We start from the raw sequence: 18514 nt of genomic DNA on the forward strand, positions 1-18514 counted from the left end.
TTTCCCTTGCAATTGCTCCGCGCACAAGGATGACTAAGGCAAAACAATCTGACCGAGCAGGCAGGTGGCACAACATGAAATGGCTGATAAGAATTCTTTTCTTTGTTATCGCGGCTTTTGGCCTGGTCATCGGCGCATTGCTATTGATGCCCAAGGACAAGTTGAGCGCCATTTTGACCGAGCAAGTCAAAGCCCAGACCGGGCGCGACCTGACGATATCTGGTGACGTGGGAATAACCTTCTGGCCAATTCTGGGTATCTCAGCTGGGGCGGTTACCTTCAGCAACGCACCCTGGGCCGGACCGCAGCCGATGCTAAGCGCCGAAAGTCTTGATATTGGCTTAGATGCCGCCGCCTTGATCAATGGCCAATTGCGGATCAAACGCGTCTTTGCCGACAATCCAGTGCTGCGTCTTGAGCTGTCGGATGGGCGCGGCAATTGGGAGCTGAATACGCCAGCGGTTTCTTCCGCAGAGAGTACAGGGAGCAGCAGCGGTGGTGGATCACCCTCTGCGAACCCTTCTGCGGTCACGCTCGATCAGCTTGAACTGACCAATGCGCGACTGGTTTACGTGGACAATGGTGTGGTTCAAATGGACTTCTCGGGGGTCGATCTGTCGGCGAGCTGGCCGGATGTCACTGCCCCCATGGCGATGTCAGCCAGCATGGCCGCTCCCGGAGGGTCGGTGGACGTAAACCTCACAATCCCGGATCTGCCAGCGTTTTCCAGCGGTGTGGTGACCCCGTTAACAATCGCGCTGAAAGCTCCGGGCGGCGAGATCAGTTTTGATGGACGGGTGAACCTGGCCGGAGAGATGGATGGCGAAACCCAGGTGGTCTCGCGCAACACAAAAAGGATGTTGGCCGCGTTTGGTCAAAAAGGGGTTTCCATTCCGAACGGGCTTGGTCGAAAGGCCGAAATCTCGGCGCACATGACCTATACGCGAGACGGACGCATTGCGCTGCGGGATATGGTAGCAGTGCTGGACAATAATCAAATGACCGGTGAGGCCGACATAGAAATCTCGTCGCCGCCCAAAGTGACCGCGCAGATCAATTCAGGCGATCTGGACCTGACTAAAGCACTTGCCTCTGAAAGTACTGGCAGCAGTGGCAGAAATGGCGGCGGTGGGGCGAGCGCGAGCACGGGATGGTCTAGAGCACCGATTGATGCGTCGGCATTGGCGTTGGCAAATGGATCTGTTCGCCTCAAGGCGAACTCGATTGCTGTGCCGGACCTGACGTTAGGGCCCAGCGATCTGAGGCTGAACCTCAGCAATTCGCGTGCGGTTCTGAAGATGCAGCCCGCAACTTTGTTCTCTGGGACGTTGAATGGTCAGGTCGTGGCAAATAACCGAAACGGCCTTTCGGTTGGTGGCGACCTGACGGCGACCGGCATCAATCTGCAAGAAGCGCTGTCTGCTCTGGGCGGGATTGAACGCCTGTCAGGCACGGCATCCGGCAGACTGAAATTCCTGGGCGTCGGTCAGAACGAAAACCAGATCATGCGTTCGTTGAGTGGTGAGGGGAATATCAACGTAGGCAGCGGTGTGATTTCGGGCTTTGATCTGGATCGGCTGATGGGCCGCGGAGAAGGGACAGGCGGCACGACCGTATTCAACAGTTTGACCGCAAGCTTTACGATGAAGAACGGCAACCTGAGAAATGACGACCTGCTGATGCAACTGGATAATTTCCGTGCCGATGGATCGGGGCGCGTTGGGCTGGCACAACGTGACATCGACTATCTGTTTACGCCGGTTGCCTTACGGGCCAATTCCGGCAAGGGCATTTCTGTTCCAGTACGGATCGAAGGCCCATGGGAGAGTCCTTCGATCAAACCCGATCTGACCAAAGTGATCGAAGCTGCGGCCGAGGCCGAGCTGAAAGATCTTGAAAACGACGCCAAGAACCAAGTTCTCAAGAAAGTTGGTAAAGAGTTGGATACCGAAGTTACCGATACGGATCAGATCGGTGATGCCCTCAAAAACAAGCTGGAGGACGAGGCCAAAAAGGGTCTGCTGAAGCTCTTTGGCGGGGATTGAGCGCGGCAGGGTTTTGCCCTGCCGCGATCGTTGAATCAGATGGTTTGGTCGTAGTCGCCAACGCCGGGTTCAGTACGGATCACCGCATCAAGCTCGGCAAAGATGGCGCGCATTTCGTCTTCGCTGTCGCTGCTTTCACAGACCACAACCAGATTGGGCGTGTTCGAGGATGCACGCACCAGGCCCCAGCTGCCATTGTCCAGAATGACACGCGCCCCGTTGACGGTGACCACCTCTTTGATAGCACGCCCCGCAAAGCTGTCGCCCGCATCCGCTTTGGCCACCAGCTTTTCGACCAGCCGGGCAAGGATGTCGTATTTCTCAGTATCAGCGGCATAGGGCGACATGGTGGGGGTCGACCATGTTTTCGGCAGCGCCTTGCGAAGGTCCGACATGCTTTTGTCTGGGTTGCGGTCCATCAATTTGCAGATCTCAACCGCTACTCGCATCCCGCAATCATATCCGCGCCCGATGGGCTCGGCCAAAAAGTAGTGGCCCGATTTCTCGAACCCGGCCAGCGCGCCGATTTCCTTGACCCGGCGCTTCATATGGCTGTGGCCGGTTTTCCAGTAATCCGCTTTGACGCCAAGAGCCTGAAGTTCCGGGTCACTGGCAAACAGGCCGGTTGACTTCACATCCGCCACAAAGGTCGAACCGGGATGCAGCTTTGCCAGATCGCGCGCCATGATGACACCAACCTTGTCGGCAAAAATCTCTTCGCCCTCATCATCGACAACGCCGCAGCGATCGCCGTCACCGTCAAAGCCAAGCGCCAGATCCGCGCCGCTGGCTTTCAGTGTGTCCGACATGTCATGGAGCATTTCCATGGCCTCGGGGTTTGGATTGTAGTTGGGGAAGGTATAGTCCAGCTCATTATGGCTGGGCACAACTTCAACGCCCATGCGCTCAAAGATCTCGGGCGCAAAGGCCGAGGCGGTGCCGTTGCCCGTGGCGCAAACCACCTTGAGTGGGCGGGACATTTTGAAATCCCCAACCAGATCGTCGATATAGGCCTCTTTCACGCCATCCACGAACTCATAAGATCCGCCGTCACGGGCAACACCTTCGTCATTCAGGACAATGTCACGTAGTTCCGACATTTCATCCGGGCCGTGAGTCAGGGGACGATCAAAACCCATCTTGACCCCGGTCCAACCGTTGGGGTTATGGCTGGCGGTCACCATGGCCACTGCGGGCACATCCAAATGGAACTGGGAAAAATATGCCATCGGGCTGAGCGCCGGGCCGATATCCTTGACCTGAATACCCGCCTGCATCAGGCCCACGATCAGTGCATTTTTGATCGACAGGGAATAGTCGCGATAGTCATTGCCCACTGCAATCACCGGAGCGATGCCGCGTTTGTGCATCTGGGTGCCCAGACCAAGGCCAAGCGCTGTCATGCCCGGCAGGTTGATCTCATCAGGGTATTTCCAGCGCGCATCGTATTCGCGAAACCCGGTGGGTTTGATCATCGGGTCGCGCAGAAAGCTCCAGGTGTTGGGGGTCACCTCGGGGATGGGTTTCATCATAACTCTTCTCAATCGTTAAATTTGAATTGGATTCGCTTTGGCCAGCGCATCAAACTGCATCAATGTGTCAACAAGTTGAGGCATCTGGTCCAAGTAGATCATGTTTGGTCCGTCGCTGGGGGCATTGTCGGGATCTTGGTGGGTTTCGATAAACACAGCCGCCGTGCCAATCGCCACTGCAGCGCGCGCCATGACAGGTGCGAATTCACGCTGTCCACCCGAAGATCCGCCTTTCCCACCCGGTTGTTGCACCGAATGCGTGGCGTCCATCACCACAGGATAACCGGTCTGGGCCATCTGCGGCAACGAGCGCATGTCCGCCACCAATGTGTTATATCCAAATGAGCTTCCGCGTTCGGTCAGTAGAATATTCCGGTTTCCGGTGCTTTCGATCTTGGCCACGATGTTGGGCATTTCCCAAGGCGCCAGGAACTGCCCTTTCTTGACGTTAATCACGGCGCCGGTGTTGCCTGCTGCCAGCAGCATATCTGTCTGGCGGCACAGGAAAGCCGGGATTTGCAGAACATCGACCGCCTCAGCGGCAACGGCGCATTGCGCCTCGGTATGAACATCGGTCAGCACCGGGATGCCCATGGTGCGACTAATGTCGTCCAGCACCTTGAGGCCCGCATCGATGCCCATGCCGCGTTTGCCCGAAAGGGATGTGCGGTTGGCCTTGTCATATGAGGCTTTGAACACATATTGCGCGCCCGCAGCGGCGCAGGCTTCTTTCATTGTACCAGCAATCATTTGGGCATGGTCAGCCGTTTCCAGCTGGCAGGGGCCCGCGATGATCGTCAGCGGAAGATCGTTGCCAACCGTAAGGTCAGCGATTTTTACATGTTTCATGTGTCTTACGAGGATACCTGTTCACGAAGGACCGACGCAGTAAGCGAGATCATCAGGTAGATACCAGCAAAGAGAAGGAATGCCAAAATCGTATTTTCGAATTTACGCGGATATGTGGGTTCCTGGCTGGCCACGGGGTTCACCGATACGGTCAGATACCGCACTTTCCGGTTGGCCTCGGTCCGGGTTGTTTCCACTTGCTGCATGGCCGATTGCAGCATCATGTCGCGCGCGGCCAGATCGGCCTGAGCCATCTGAATCCGCACACTCAATCGCGCCAGCGAGTTTTCGCCTGCCGACATGTCCAGCATTTCGGCGTTGAGCTCCGCCAGAACAGCCTCAAGCCGGGCGATGTCGCGGCTGACACCATCGACTTTTGCTTGGTTCGGGCGGGTGTTGTCCAACAGGGCGGCCAGCTCCAATTCCTTGTCCTGCAATTGAATTTCCACCTGGTCGCTACGGGCGCGCAGGCTGGCAATTACGCTTTGCGGGTCCAGGATGGCCCCTTGCAATTGCAGCTCGATCAGATCCTCTTGTGCGCGCCTGCGCGCTTCCTCGGCATCCTCAAAACTCTTGAGAGCATCGCGCATCTGATCATTGCGTTTCAATTCTGATAGATTGTTGAGCGTTTCTTCCGCATATTCAATCAACCGATGTGACACTTTGACTGAATACTCAGGATCTGGCGTTGCAACTTCCATCCGCACGATCCCGTCTGCCGGATCATAACCGATGGTGACCACTTTCCGGTAAAGCTTGTGCTCTTCCTCAAGCGTAGCATCGGGTGACAAGCGTTGAACGGGATCAATCCAGTCCTGTTTGAAAACTTCGCTGAACCCAATGTCTCGGTTAAGACGTACCAAAGCGTCCTTGGATTCCAGAAATTCCTGACTGGCAACCGTATCCTGCGCGGTTGCATATTGTGTGCCGGTCAGAAACCCGCCAACAGCGCCTGCGCCTTCGGCCGTTTCGATCTGGTAGACCGACGAACTGGCATACATCGGCGTCGCCACACGGTAAAAGTAGTACCCCACCACAAAGGTCGGGATAAACACGAACACCGCGAGACGCATGAACAGCGCGACAAGCTTGCGCCGTCGCCGCCGCGCAACATCTTTCTGTATCTGACCAATCTCATATTCACGTCGCTGAGCTGGGCTGAGTTCCAGCCCGGTCACGGACTTCGATTTTTCGTCAAAGGTTTGCGGTAGCTGAATTTTGGTATTCTCTTGAGCTGTCGAACTTGGGCCCGTTTGGTCATTTGCCGCCAGATCCAACAAGTTGGCACGCTGAAAGGGATCAATTCCCATTTCTCGTAGCAATTTGACCGCTTCAAAATCGGATTGCGCGTCCAGCCCGTGTTTCTGTGCCAGCCGTCTTGCAACGCGTAGTTGGCGACCGGTTAGTCCTTCGTTCTTGATTTTTTCTATGTCGGAAGACGGGTCGCCCTTTGCCTGGTCTTGTGTCGCCTGGCGAATTTTGGCCATGGCTTTCGAGCGGGCCTCGGCCGTGCCAGATCCTTGCGGCGTTCGCTTGGCGCTGTATTTGTTAACCTTGGGTTTGGTAGTCATATAACTGTCTTGCCTCTTCCAGGGTTTCAAACACGTAAAGCTGCCCGTCCAGCAGAACCGCAGCTTGCTGCGCAAATTTTTCAAGCACCTCAGGATTGTGCGAGACAATCACCATCGTGGTGGTACGCAAACGTTCGCGCAGAATGTCACCTGCTTTTTTGTTGAACTCCACATCGGTCGACGCGGGCATGCCTTCATCGATCAGATACATGTCGAAATCCAGCGCCAGCATCAACGCAAAGGTAAAACGCCCGCGCATACCGGTCGAATAGGTGCCCAAGGGTTGGTCGAAATATTCACCCAGGTTACACAGCCAACGACAATAGGCTTCGATATAATCTGGGTCCATGCCATAGATTTTGGCGATGTATCGCGCGTTTTCCAGCGCCGAAAGCTTTTTGGCGACGCCACCGGTAAATCCCATCGGAAAGGATACACGACAGTCACGGCGGATCACGCCCTCATCAGGTTTTTCCAGTCCTGCCATCATGTTGATCAGAGTGGTTTTGCCGGTTCCATTGGGCGCGAGTATGCCGATCGAACGACCAAGCTCGACCCGAAAAGACACCTGATCCAGGATCACCTTGCGGCGTGTCCCGGTCCAGAAAGACTTGCTGACATTTTCAAATTCCAGCATTTGCGAACTGCTCATTTTTCTGCGCCGCACCGGATTGTTGGCATGCACGCCACCGATCGACTTTGGCGACAGTATGCCGAATTATGAAACAAATGATCAATGCGCCAAGGGCAAGTTCACACCAGGTGTGATCAGCTTGCCTTGTGTTAAAGCTTTGATTTCGATGATCTGACGCCTATGTCGATGTGAACTGTTCCAGACCAGCGCGGAAATATATGACCAAACTGACGGACGAAATATCGGCGTGTCGCTTATGCGCTGACCGGTTCGCAAAGACCGAAACAGCCCATGAGCCGCGCCCTGTCGTTTGGTTCCAGCCCCGGGCACGTTTGCTTATCGCGGGGCAGGCACCTGGTGCGCGGGTGCACGAGTCAGGCCGGCCCTTCACCGATCCGTCTGGTGATCGGTTGCGCGATTGGTTGGGGATCGACCAGCAGGTGTTCTATGACCGGTCTCGCGTGTCGATTGTGCCCATGGCCTTTTGTTTTCCGGGTTACAACGACAGAGGTGCCGACCTGCCACCACCACCGCTGTGCAAGACCACATGGCATGACCGCGTCATGTCCGAGCTGGGCAACGTGCCTTTGACGGTTCTGGTGGGTGGCCATGCGCACAAATATCATCTGGGTGCAAAAACGGCTGTGACCGAGACGGTGCGCAATTGGCGCGCTCATGCGCCGCGCGTCTTTGCCTTGCCTCATCCCTCTTGGCGCAATACGGGGTGGCTAAAGAAAAACCCTTGGTTCGAGGCGGATCTGCTGCCGGTACTGCGGGCCCGTGTCAAAGAGGTTCTTGATGGCTGAGACAACTGCACTGGATCTTGCGCATAGCAAGATGCAAGACAATCCCGACGATGATGCCGCCAGATTGCGGTTTTTCGAACGTTTGGCCGACAGCGAATTGTTCCTGATGCTGACCGAAGAAGCGAAGGGCGAGAACGTTTCTCCCGAACTCTTTGATGTCGCGGACGGTCGGTTCGTACTCGTGTTCGACCGCGAGGACAGGTTGGCTCAGTTCGCGGGGCACCCGGTGCCCTATATCGCGCTGTCTGGGCGCGTATTGGCGCAGATGCTTGAGGGGCAGGGGATCGGATTGGGGCTTAATCTGGATACCGCGCCTTCTTCGATGCTGATCCCCTCCGAAGCGTTATCGTGGTTGTCGGCGACACTTCAGAACGTTCCTGAAGAGCTTCAACAGACGGTTGTAGAATTTCTACCACCGGCCGGTTTGCCCGAAGCGCTGCTGACCGCGTTGGATACCAAGCTTGCGACCGCAGCGGGTTTGGCTGCAACAGCCTATTTAGTGGGTACAAAAACGGAAAACGGAGGGCAGGGCCATCTGCTGGGTTTTGTTGCTGCCGTGGAACAGGCCAAACCGGCGCTGACGCAAGCCGTGTCCGAGGTGCTGACGTTCTCAGGGATCGAAGCGGGTGTGCTGGATGTTGGCTTTTTCGAGCCCGACGCGCCGCAAACCGCTGCATTGGCCAAGGTTGGGTTGCGGTTCGACCTGCCACAACCACAGGCTGCGCAGTTGGAACGGGCCGCTCCGGGTAGTGATCCGCAGCGGCCCCCGATCCTGCGATAAGCTATTCCGTCGGTTCCAGCTTGTCCTGAGTCCGGGTCTCAAAATCGCTGGCGTCGTGACGCTCGTGCAGCTGGGTATGCGGCTCTCCGAAGGCGCGGTTCACCATGCGTCCACGTTGGACAGCCGGTCGCGCGTCGATGGCTTTAGCCCAACGCATAACGTTTTTGTAGGATGTGACGTCAAGAAACTCTGCCGCGTCATAGAGGCGGCCCAGCACCAATTGCCCATACCAGGGCCAGATCGCCATATCGGCAATGGTATAGTCTTCACCAGCGATATAAGTCTTGTCGGCCAATTCACGGTCCAGCACATCAAGCTGCCGTTTGGCTTCCATCGCAAAGCGGTCAATCGGGTATTGCCATTTCTCGGGCGCATAGGCGTAGAAATGACCAAAACCACCACCCAAGTAGGGCGCGCTGCCCATCTGCCAGAAAACCCAGTTCATAACTTCGGTGCGTTCAGGGCCTGAGGCAGGCAAAAACGCATCAAATTTCTCGGCCAAATGGAACAGGATTGAAGCGCTTTCAAAGACCCGAACAGGGCTGTCCCCCGAACGATCCCACAGCGCGGGAATTTTCGAGTTCGGATTGGCTTCGACAAAACCTGATCCGAACTGATCACCTTCACCGATATTGATCAGCCAGGCATTGTATTCCGCATCAGTATGTCCAAGCGCCAACAGCTCTTCCAGCATGATCGTCACTTTGACGCCGTTTGGCGTTGCCAGAGAATACAACTGCAGGGGGTGCTTGCCCACCGGCAGGTCCTTGTCATGTGTCGCCCCGGCGATCGGCCGGTTGATATTGGCGAAACGCCCTCCGCTCTCGCTGTCCCAGGTCCAAACCTTCGGAGGGGTATAGGTGGTATCGTCGCTCATCTCGTGCCTTTCTCGCGCGTTCGCAGACAAAATGCCGTTGCCATCACAGCTAATATTGCAAATGCCCGAGTCCAACCCCGCAATTCATCCTTATTTTGTAACAAAGGCCGCTGCTGCGCTCACATTTACTCGTCCGATGTCACAGCGGCGCGAGGACTACTACGCTGGATCGCAGAATCGCCTATTCTGTTACCAAGCCCGACCCCCGGGTGCCCCGTAATCCAAAGGACAAGAGGAATATCACATGAAACGTTTTGCCCTGAGCTTTGCCGCAGCGGTGGCCTTTGCCCTGCCGGCTTTCGCTGGTGAACAGTATATCGACGGTACAGGTTTTGCCGTGTCGGGCTATGATGTTGTGGCTTATCGCTCCCTCGACCAGGTTCCTGTAGGCCATTCGCAGCCAGCACCAGTGCGCGGAAACTCGAACTACACTGCCGAGTACAACGGCGCGACTTGGGCTTTCGCAAGCGCCGAGAACCGCGACAAGTTTCTGGAGAATCCTGCCTACTATGCCCCCCAATATGACGGCCACTGCGCTTATGGGGTTTCGAAAGGTGGCAAAGTACCTGCCAATCCGAACTTGTGGCGGATTGTCGACGACAAACTCTACCTGAATATCACTGATGTTGTTGTGGGCTTCTGGGAAGAGGATGTTCCCGGCAACATCAATCTGGCTGAAGGCAACTGGCCTGGCCTTGAAGGCGACGCAGCTTCAACCAGCGTTATTCCGAAATGGACATCTGAAGGCCCAATCGCCAACTGATCATCCACCGCTCACAGAAAAGCCCGGCTTATTAGGCCGGGCTTTTTTCATTCGACGCGAGTGGTGTCTAGCTGGCAAGCCAGAACGAGTCGCGCATCTGTTCGTCCGCGTTGAACCTGATGCGGACACTGCGCGCACCAGGGAACTTTCGCTCGCGGATATTGTCGGGAACAACAATTTCCCCTTGTCCTGCACTCTTGGCCTTGAAGGTCACGATCTGAGGGTCAGCATTCCGCGCGCCGGACAGGACAGAAATGGGCAGGGCCACACGGTTCTGGCCTTCGCGCACCGGGGTCGGCACGAAATAAGTCAAGTCGCGCCCGTGGCAGCCTATGGCGTCAGGCAGATGGTCACACGATGCGCAAATCCCATTATCGGCTGAGTTGAGCCTGTCTGAAGAAAGCGCGCGCTCATTGCGCAACAGAGTATCGCAGGTCTCTTTTTCTTCTGCTGTCAATTCAACCACACGCTTACGCAGTTGTGGGCGGCGCGGTTTCTTTGTTTGGGGTCGGGAAGCTGTGGTTAATCCTTGTTCGCGCAAGAAATCATACGCAGCTTTGGCCCTTGAAAACTCGGAATAGTCGCCGCCCGCGTGGTCAGGATGTTCGTGAAACGCGACATTACGCCATGCTTCACGAATATCCCGCGCGGTTGCGTTTGCTGATAGGCCCAGCTCTAACAGAGCATCGGACCGAGCCTTTATTGTCGTCATTGGCTCCATACTCAAAAAAACTCGTACTCATTACACTGAGCCTACTTTTACACTGGTCACGTTTTTGTCAAATTTTACAAAGGATTGGCCCTAAATTCCTGACAATGGCAATCGCTGCCGCCCATTGTCTACCTTTTTGTGGATTTTGGTGCCTGCAACGCCAGATCGCACCCGCATAGCGGGTGCGACCGGGGTTTGTGAGGTGGTGGATTTTCAGGCGACGTTTTGCAATTCAGTTTGCGGTGTGATGCCAAGCGCAAAGCACACATCCCGCGTCAGTTCGGGGCGGTTCAGTGTATAGAAATGCAGCTTATCGACACCGCCGTCGATCAGATCCGAACACAGTTCGGTGCACAGAGCTGTGGCCAAAAGGTCTTCGCGGTCGTCGCGCACAGCCTTCTCAAATGCCTGTTCGACCCAAACCGGGATGTTGGTGCCGCAGCGCTGGGCAAAGCGCCGTGCACCTTTCCAGTTCTCGATGGGCAGGATGCCCGGCACGATGGGCTTGTCGATCCCGGCTTTCTCGCACGCATCGCGGAACCGGAAATAGGTCTCGGCTTCGAAGAAGAATTGCGTCAAAGCCTCGTCGGCGCCCGCATCCAGTTTAGCCTTCAGCCAATCCACATCAGCCTGCGCATCGCGCGCTTCGGGGTGAATGTCGGGATAGGCGCCAACGCGGATCGAAAACATCTCGGTCTCCGCCAGCGCAGAGATCAGTTCCACCGAATTGGCGAACCCGTCAGGGTGTGGCTCGAACTTGTCCTGTCCTTTCGGCGGGTCACCTCTGAGCGCCACGATGTCCTGAACCCCGGCGCGAGCAAACCCGTCAGCGATCTCCAGCGTTTCCTGACGCGATGCGTCAACACAAGTCAGATGCGCTGCTACCTTCAATCCAGAGGATTTGTGCAATGTGGCCACCGCGTCCCGTGTCAACTCTCGCGTTGTCCCGCCTGCGCCATAGGTAACCGAAACAAACCGGGGACCCAGCGGGGCCAGCGTCTGGACTGTATCCCAAAGCCGAAACGACGCCTCCAGGGACTGGGGCGGAAAGAACTCAAAGGAAATCTCGGGTTTGGACATAATGGCCTCGCAGACAACGGAACATGCCTCTTGTGCCACGCGTTTCTCTGTGAGACAAACTCATATTCCTCAAGAATAACATGAGTTACGTGCAATATGCATATCGAGTTCCGTCACCTTAGAACCATCAAGGCCATTCACGAATGTGGCGGGCTCGCGCGCGCGGCGGATCAGTTGAATATCACGCAATCCGCTTTGAGCCATCAAATCAAAGGCTTAGAGGATCAAGCCGGGGTCGAGCTGTTTCTGCGCCGGTCAAAGCCGATGAAGCTGTCGGCCGCGGGGCTGCGCCTTTTGCGATTGGCGGAGCAGATCCTGCCGCAGGTCGAAGCCACGCAACATGAGTTTTCGTCTCTGCGCGACGGGCGCACGGGCCGGATGCATATCGCCATCGAATGCCACGCCTGTTTCGAATGGTTGTTTCCGGTGCTTGAGGGGTTCCGCAAATCCTGGCCCGACGTAGACGTCGATATTCGGCCGGGCCTTGCTTTTGACGCCTTGCCTGCGCTGCAGAAAGAAGATGTCGATCTTGTTGTCTCATCCGACCCCGAAGACTTGCCGGGCGTCGAATTTGTCGAGCTGTTTGACTATAATGCGGTCTTTGTTGCCGCATCATCGCATCCGCTGGCTGAGAAACCCTATATCGAAGCCGAGGATTTTCGCGGCCAAACCCTGATCACCTATCCGGTGGAACGTACGCGTCTGGATGTGTTCAGCCAGTTGTTGATACCTGCGCGGGTGGAACCTGCCTCGATCCGGCAGGTCGAATTGACCGCGGTGATCCTTCTGCTGGTGGCCTCAAATCGCGGGATTTCGGTTCTGCCCGACTGGGTTGTGCGTGAGGTCAAATACAATTCGGATTATGTCACGCGCCCGCTGACCGCCGACGGCATTACCCGCAGGCTTTATGCTGCAGTGCGCAGCGAGGATCTTGAAAAGCCTTTTGTGCAAGAGCTGGTAAAACTGGCCCGAACCGAGGCTCGGAAGCTGCAAGCGCAATAGTCGCAAAACGCGGGTCTGCTATGCGCATCATTCCTCTTGGCAACGGCGCGATGCATCAGTATACGCGCGGTTTGACCGGACAGGAGCCTTTTGACAATGGTAGGCAGTGCTAACCTCAACATCATGATCAAAGCCGCGCGCAAAGCGGGGCGCTCATTGGTCAAGGATTTTCGCGAAGTCGAAAACCTGCAAGTTTCGTCAAAAGGTGCGGGCGACTTTGTCTCCAAGGCCGATATTGCCGCCGAGGCGATCCTGAAGGAAGAATTGCTAGGTGCTCGCCCGACCTATGGCTGGTTGGGCGAAGAAGGTGGTGGCCAGGACGGAGAAGACCCGACACGCCGCTGGATCGTTGACCCGCTGGACGGTACCACCAATTTTCTGCACGGGTTGCCGCATTGGGCCATCTCGATCGCGTTGGAGCACAAGGGCAAAATCGTGGCCGGTGTGATCTATGACGCTGCCAAGGATGAGATGTTCTTTGCCGAAAAAGGTGAAGGTGCGTGGATGAACGATATGCGTATCCGTGTGTCTGGCCGTCACCGCATGATCGAGTCGATCTTTTCCACCGGTGTTCCGTTTGGCGGACGTCCCGACTTGCCAGCCGCGCTGCAAGACATGGCACGTCTGGCCCCGGCTTGCGCCGGTATTCGCCGTTGGGGCGCTGCTGCGCTAGACATGGCTTATGTGGCCGCTGGCCGCTATGAAGGGTTCTGGGAGCGTGGCCTGAATTCCTGGGACGTCGCGGCCGGGATCATCATTGTCAAAGAGGCGGGGGGTCTGGTTGAAGCCATTGACCCTGAAGGCGAGGTGCTGTCCGATGGTCAGTTGATCTGCGCGAACGAGCCGATTTTCAATACTTTCGCGAAAGTCATCCGAAACTAGATCCTTTGGGATATCCGCAACAGCAACGCGCCCCGACCGGGCGCGTTTTTTCTGACGTGCCGAGGCAAGCTATCTGCGTGGAATGCGCGGTATCCTGGACTGGGTCAGCTTATAGCTGTGCTCGGGATGCGGCGGGTGGCCATGGGTGCGGCGCCAATACCGCGTACCGCCCAGCTTTAGCCAAAGCGGGATGCACAGGATCAAGCCGACAACGAAGCCTCCGGTATGGGCCCAATAGGCAACGCCGCCCTGATCTGGATCGCTGGTGAGGCTGCCGAAGAACTGGAAGGCCAGCCACAACCCCAGCATGATGAAGGCCGGGATTGTGAAGACGCGGAAGTAGATGATCAGGATCAGCAGGATATCGACCTTGGCGCGGGGGAACAGCAGCAGGTAGCCCCCCATCACGCCCGCGATTGCGCCTGAGGCACCGATTGTGGGCACTGCCGAATCCGGGCCGGTCGCAACATGGATCAGACCGGCCCCTACGCCTGCAACAAGATAGAACAGCAAAAAGGGCAGGTGACCCATTTCATCTTCCAGATTATCCCCGAAAATCCACAGAAACAGCATGTTACCCGCCAGATGCATCCATCCGCCATGCAGGAACATCGAGGTCACCAACGTCTCAAATCCTGAACCACTGGTGATGCGGGCCGGGATGATGGCGTAGGTGGCGTAAAACCGGTTGAGCAGGGCGGCACTGTCCATAATCCCCAGATAGCTGAGGAAGATCAGGATATTTGCCGCCATCAGGGCATAGACAACGAAGGGGGTACGCCCCGAGGGGTTGTGATCGCGTATTGGAAACATGGCTGGACGCTGGGCTTTTCACGGCCCAGCGTCAAGGTCCGGTTATGCCGCACCGCCTAGCAGGGCCGCATTTCCGCCAGCTGCTGTTGTATCCACGCAAACATGACGCTCGGCCAGAACACGGGCACGATCTGGCAGGCCCGGGATCAACGGCAGGATCGGGCCTGATCTCCGGGACAGGTGCGTTTCAATCTGGCGGGCGGTTGTCTCGTCGCCCCACCAGAGCACACCTGAAAAGCCATCCAGTGTTTCAAGCACCTTGGGGTCGAGCGTCCCCGTGGCCCGAATGGCCGTTCCGCCCAATGCCTTGACCGCATCCGCCTGCGCCTGTGCGGCAGCAACGCCGGGGCCCATGCACAGCAAGGGCGGGCGGGCAAACTCGCTCAGGCGGTTCGATTCCCCTGTGGGTCCGGGCAGGGTGTGCGTCTGCATCGGTGCCGGAGTGCCCTCGGGCAGCGGCAGCGATGTCATCGCGTCTGACCACTGACCCGAGACACTTTGCCGATCCGGAGCGCAAAACCGTGCCATGTAGTTTGGCCCACCCGCTTTGGGTCCGGTCCCAGACAAGCCTTCACCACCGAAAGGCTGTGATCCGACAATGGCGCCGATCTGGTTGCGGTTCACATAGATATTGCCCGCATGGATCGCATCCGTCACATGCTGCACCCGGTCGTCGATCCGGGTGTGCAGACCGAAGGTCAATCCGTATCCGTTGGCGTTGATGTCTGCGATGACCTGATCGATCTGCTGCGCCTTGAAACGGACCACATGCAGGACGGGGCCAAACACCTCTTGTTCCAAATCCGCGATGCTGGCGATCTCGATCAAGGTCGGGGCAACAAATACGCCGTCTTGCGGTACGGGCAGCTCTTTCAGAACGCGCCCTTCTGCGCGGGCTTTGCTGATATGCTCAGTGATCGTTTGGCGCGCTTGATCATCAATCACTGGTCCGCAATCGGTTGAAATCTGCCAGGGATCGCCAAGTGTCAACGCGTCCATCGCGCCTTGCAGCATGGTCAAAACGCCATCGGCGACATCCTCTTGCACATAAAGGCACCGCAAGGCCGAGCAGCGCTGCCCCGCGGATTGAAAGGCGCTTTCTATGATCGACTGCACGGCCTGTTCCGGCAGAGCGGTGCTGTCGACGATCATGGCGTTCAAGCCGCCTGTCTCTGCAATCAACGGTGTCCCCGGGCGCAGATTTTCTGCCATCGCGGCTCGGATTTTCTGGGCCGTTGCGGTCGAGCCGGTAAAGGCGACGCCACCAACCCGTGGGTCGGATGTCAGCGCAGCGCCAACCTCAGGCCCGCCGGGCAAAAGTTGCAGCGCATCAGCGGGCACGCCGGCCTCGTGCAGCAATTGCACCGCACGGTGGGCGATCAGAGGGGTTTGCGGGGCGGGTTTGGCCAGGACCGCGTTGCCGGTGGCCAATGCCGCTGAAATCTGACCGGTGAAAATCGCCAGAGGGAAGTTCCACGGGCTGATACAGGTAAAGACACCAGCCGGGTCCGCGTCCGGGATGCGTGCCGCGTAGTAACGCAGAAAGTCGACCGCTTCGCGTAGTTCGGCCACCGCGTCGGGCAGCGTTTTCCCCGCTTCGCGTGCCAGCAGGGCAAAGAATTCGCCAAAATGCGCCTCATACAGATCTGCGGCGGTGTTCAGCACTTTCGCCCGATCTGCAGCCGGTGCGCGCCAGGGGCTGGCCGAGGCTAAGGCCAGTTCGATATCTTCCGCGCGTGCCGCAGCGACGGTGCCAGGCTGATCTTGTGGCAAGGCCGGGTTGACCACCGGGTGTTTAGGCCCGGGCTGTGATTGGACCGACACCAGTGGTCCAGCTTGCCAGGTGCGGTCCTGAAACGGCATCCTCGCTGCATCGATTAGATCAAGCGTTGGAGTATGATGCAGATCGATGCCGCGCGAATTCGGGCGTTCCGGCGCAAACAACTCTGGCCCCTTGGGCAGATCAGGGCCACCAGCTTGCAGTAACTCAAACGGGTCAGCGGCAACCTCTTGGGGCGAGACATCCTCATCAACAATCTGGTTCACAAAGGACGAGTTCGCGCCGTTTTCCAGCAAACGACGGACGAGATAGGCCAGAAGATCACGATGCGCGCCCACTGGTGCGTAGATACGGCAGCGGGTTTTATGCGCGTCCAAAACCAATTGGTGCAAGGCTTCGCCCATCCCGTGTAGGCGCTGGAATTCAAAGGGTTGGCCCTCGGCCATATGTAGGATTGCGCTGACCGTATGCGCATTATGAGTGGCAAACTGAGGATAGATTCGATCCGTCATCCCCAGCAGTTTGCGCGCGTTCGAGATATAGGACACATCCGTTGCGGCCTTTTTCGTAAAGACCGGAAACCCGTCAATACCTTCGACCTGCGCCCTTTTGATCTCGGTGTCCCAATAGGCCCCTTTGACCAGCCGCACCATAATCTTGCGGTCATGCCGGTTGGCCATCTCGTAAAGCGTATCAATCACCAGCCCCGCGCGCGGACCGTAGGCCTGAACCACGATGCCGAACCCGTCCCACCCCGCCAAAGCGGGATCGGCCAGCACGGTTTCGATGATTTGCAACGACAGAGACAGGCGGTCGGCTTCTTCCGCGTCCACGTTCAACCCCATGCCTGCCGCTTTGGCGAGCAACGCCAAGGCCCGCAGGCGAGGGACCAACTCATCCATCACACGCTTCTCTTGCGCCAGTTCATAGCGCGGGTGCAGGGCGGAAAGCTTGACCGAGATGCCGGGGTTTGCCCGGATGTCATCCTGCGTGCAGGCCTCGGCAATCGCAGCAATCGCGCGCGAATAGGACAGGTGGTAGCGCGCCGCATCGGCTTCGGTCCGGGCGGCCTCCCCCAGCATGTCATAGGAATAGGTATAGCCCTTGCCCTCCATACCCCGAGCACGGGTCATGGCTGATTTTATGTTTTCCCCCAAGACGAATTGGCGACCCATCTCTTTCATCGCGCGGCTGACAGCGGTGCGGATCACCGGCTCGCCCAGGCGCTTTATCGCGCTGCGCAATGCGCTGACGGGTGAGGTTTTGTCTTCGTCCAACACGCGGCCCGTCAGCATCAGCGCCCAGGTTGATGCATTCACCAGCGAAGAGGAGGATTGGCCCAGATGCTTACCCCAGTCCGACGGTGCGATTTTGTCTTCGATCAGCGCGTCAATCGTATCGACATCAGGCACGCGCAACAGCGCCTCTGCCAGACACATAAGCGCCACGCCTTCATCGGTCGACAAGCCGTATTCTCCCAGAAACTCCTCCATCAGACCGGGCGAACTGGCCGAGCGGATATCTTGTACCAACCGGGCAGCAACGACACAGATCGCCTTGCGATCCGCGTGGCTGAGCTTTGCATCTTCAACAAGCTGCGCCAACACTTCGTCTTGGTCAGCATAGGTCAGGGCATCTATCTGGCTGCGTAGCGAATGAGACATGGGTCCTCCGGGCTTTTGAGGAGTATATCCGCGATTTAGCGGGACAATCGCCTGTTCTTTGCTATTGTGTGGGTTGTTGAACTGAATTTCATGAGCTGATCGATGCAAAAAGACTTTCCGGGGCTTGATCGATTTGATCAGTCACTCCTGACGATTCTGGCGGAAGACGGACGGCTTCCCGTTGCCGATATCGCTCGGCGTATTGGCCTGTCGAAATCCCCGACCCAGGCCCGGTTGAAACGGCTTGAGGCCGAAGGCTACATCACTGGGTATCGCGCGATCCTGGATCCCATCCGGCTGGGCCTTGATCACGTGGCTTTTGTCGAAGTCCGCCTCTCGGACACGCGCGAAAAAGCGCTGAGCGAGTTCAACGCGGCGGTTCGCAAAATCCCCGAGATTGAGCAGGCCCATATGATCGCGTCAAACTTTGACTACCTTCTCAAGGTCCGCACAAGGTCGATGTCGGACTATCGGGCTGTATTGGCGGAAAAGATCTCGGGCCTTCCGCATGTGGCCAGCACATCCACCTTTGTTGCGATGGAAGCAGTCAAAGAAACCGGAATGCTTGGGTCTTTGTAACCCGATGAGAGCGTAGAAATTTACGGAGCGGAACAAGGTTGCTACGCACGGTGATCATCGCCAAGTGGTGGCTAAACTGAGCAGGATTTCACCAAGCGGTCACTATTATTGCGCAGCGTTTCGTCAATGTATTGAAACATCCGC

General features: G+C 57.1%; 16 protein-coding genes. 7 read left to right on the forward strand and 9 right to left on the reverse strand.

The features are described 5' to 3' along the window. The first annotated feature begins 74 nt into the window (after positions 1-74). A complete protein-coding gene (locus tag GOW40_RS18295; protein WP_171133243.1) occupies positions 75-2045 on the forward strand; it encodes an AsmA family protein in 1971 nt (656 codons plus the stop codon). Between the two features lie 35 nt (positions 2046-2080). Here GOW40_RS18295 and GOW40_RS18300 read toward each other — a convergent pair whose 3' ends face one another. From GOW40_RS18300 to GOW40_RS18315, 4 genes are read right to left on the reverse strand one after another with little or no spacing between them, the layout of a single operon-like run. After that, complete coding sequence (locus tag GOW40_RS18300) at positions 2081-3577, reverse strand: phosphomannomutase/phosphoglucomutase (RefSeq protein ID WP_171133242.1); 1497 nt, start codon at positions 3575-3577, stop codon at positions 2081-2083. 15 nt (positions 3578-3592) lie between these two features. Next, on the reverse strand, positions 3593-4426 hold the full coding sequence (kdsA, locus tag GOW40_RS18305) for a 3-deoxy-8-phosphooctulonate synthase (protein ID WP_171133241.1): 834 nt from the start codon (positions 4424-4426) through the stop codon (positions 3593-3595). Between the two features lie 5 nt (positions 4427-4431). Next, entirely contained in the window at positions 4432-5997 is a 1566-nt protein-coding gene (locus GOW40_RS18310) for a capsule biosynthesis protein (RefSeq protein WP_171133240.1), read from the reverse strand. Continuing rightward, positions 5975-6634 (reverse strand): ABC transporter ATP-binding protein, encoded by a 660-nt coding sequence (locus GOW40_RS18315; RefSeq protein WP_171133318.1) that lies wholly within the window; start codon positions 6632-6634, stop codon positions 5975-5977. The genes GOW40_RS18310 and GOW40_RS18315 overlap by 23 nt, the downstream gene beginning before the upstream one ends. Positions 6635-6849: 215 nt before the next feature. Here GOW40_RS18315 and GOW40_RS18320 point away from each other — a divergent pair, with 215 nt between their 5' ends. Both GOW40_RS18320 and GOW40_RS18325 read left to right on the forward strand, forming a co-directional pair. After that, the gene (locus tag GOW40_RS18320; RefSeq protein ID WP_171101804.1) at positions 6850-7437 is read left to right on the forward strand and encodes a uracil-DNA glycosylase family protein; all 588 of its coding nucleotides are present in this window, start codon (positions 6850-6852) and stop codon (positions 7435-7437) included. Continuing rightward, positions 7430-8218, forward strand: coding sequence for an SseB family protein (locus GOW40_RS18325; RefSeq protein WP_171133239.1), 789 nt, complete (start codon positions 7430-7432; stop codon positions 8216-8218). Before GOW40_RS18320 ends, GOW40_RS18325 begins: the two co-directional genes overlap by 8 nt. 1 nt (position 8219) lies before the next feature. On the opposite strand, the gene yghU is transcribed toward GOW40_RS18325, so the two are convergent. Next, the gene (gene yghU / locus GOW40_RS18330) at positions 8220-9095 is read right to left on the reverse strand and encodes a glutathione-dependent disulfide-bond oxidoreductase (protein ID WP_171133238.1); all 876 of its coding nucleotides are present in this window, start codon (positions 9093-9095) and stop codon (positions 8220-8222) included. 244 nt (positions 9096-9339) lie between these two features. Between yghU and GOW40_RS18335 the strand changes: the two genes are divergently transcribed. Then, entirely contained in the window at positions 9340-9858 is a 519-nt protein-coding gene (locus GOW40_RS18335) for a YHS domain-containing (seleno)protein (protein WP_171133237.1), read from the forward strand. 67 nt (positions 9859-9925) lie between these two features. Here GOW40_RS18335 and GOW40_RS18340 read toward each other — a convergent pair whose 3' ends face one another. Continuing rightward, positions 9926-10570, reverse strand: coding sequence for a J domain-containing protein (locus GOW40_RS18340; RefSeq protein WP_254430634.1), 645 nt, complete (start codon positions 10568-10570; stop codon positions 9926-9928). Between the two features lie 213 nt (positions 10571-10783). Then, the gene (gene metF / locus GOW40_RS18345; protein ID WP_171133317.1) at positions 10784-11650 is read right to left on the reverse strand and encodes a methylenetetrahydrofolate reductase [NAD(P)H]; all 867 of its coding nucleotides are present in this window, start codon (positions 11648-11650) and stop codon (positions 10784-10786) included. Between the two features lie 96 nt (positions 11651-11746). On the opposite strand from metF, the gene GOW40_RS18350 reads away from it, so the two are divergent. Next, positions 11747-12652 (forward strand): LysR family transcriptional regulator, encoded by a 906-nt coding sequence (locus GOW40_RS18350; protein ID WP_171133236.1) that lies wholly within the window; start codon positions 11747-11749, stop codon positions 12650-12652. A gap of 96 nt (positions 12653-12748) precedes the next feature. Then, on the forward strand, positions 12749-13534 hold the full coding sequence (locus GOW40_RS18355; protein WP_171133235.1) for an inositol monophosphatase family protein: 786 nt from the start codon (positions 12749-12751) through the stop codon (positions 13532-13534). Between the two features lie 69 nt (positions 13535-13603). Here the strand turns inward: GOW40_RS18355 and GOW40_RS18360 are convergent, their stop codons facing one another. Together GOW40_RS18360 and putA are read right to left on the reverse strand one after the other, a co-directional pair. Next, on the reverse strand, positions 13604-14347 hold the full coding sequence (locus GOW40_RS18360; protein WP_171133234.1) for a rhomboid family intramembrane serine protease: 744 nt from the start codon (positions 14345-14347) through the stop codon (positions 13604-13606). A gap of 42 nt (positions 14348-14389) precedes the next feature. Beyond that, entirely contained in the window at positions 14390-17791 is a 3402-nt protein-coding gene (gene putA / locus GOW40_RS18365; RefSeq protein ID WP_171133233.1) for a bifunctional proline dehydrogenase/L-glutamate gamma-semialdehyde dehydrogenase PutA, read from the reverse strand. Positions 17792-17893: 102 nt separating this feature from the next. Between putA and GOW40_RS18370 the strand changes: the two genes are divergently transcribed. Continuing rightward, positions 17894-18370, forward strand: a complete 477-nt coding sequence (locus tag GOW40_RS18370; RefSeq protein ID WP_171101922.1) for an Lrp/AsnC family transcriptional regulator — start codon at positions 17894-17896, stop codon at positions 18368-18370. Positions 18371-18514: the final 144 nt, after the last annotated feature.

Origin of the sequence: Ruegeria sp. HKCCA6707 (assembly GCF_013033515.1) — a bacterium.
Lineage (GTDB): Bacteria > Pseudomonadota > Alphaproteobacteria > Rhodobacterales > Rhodobacteraceae > Ruegeria.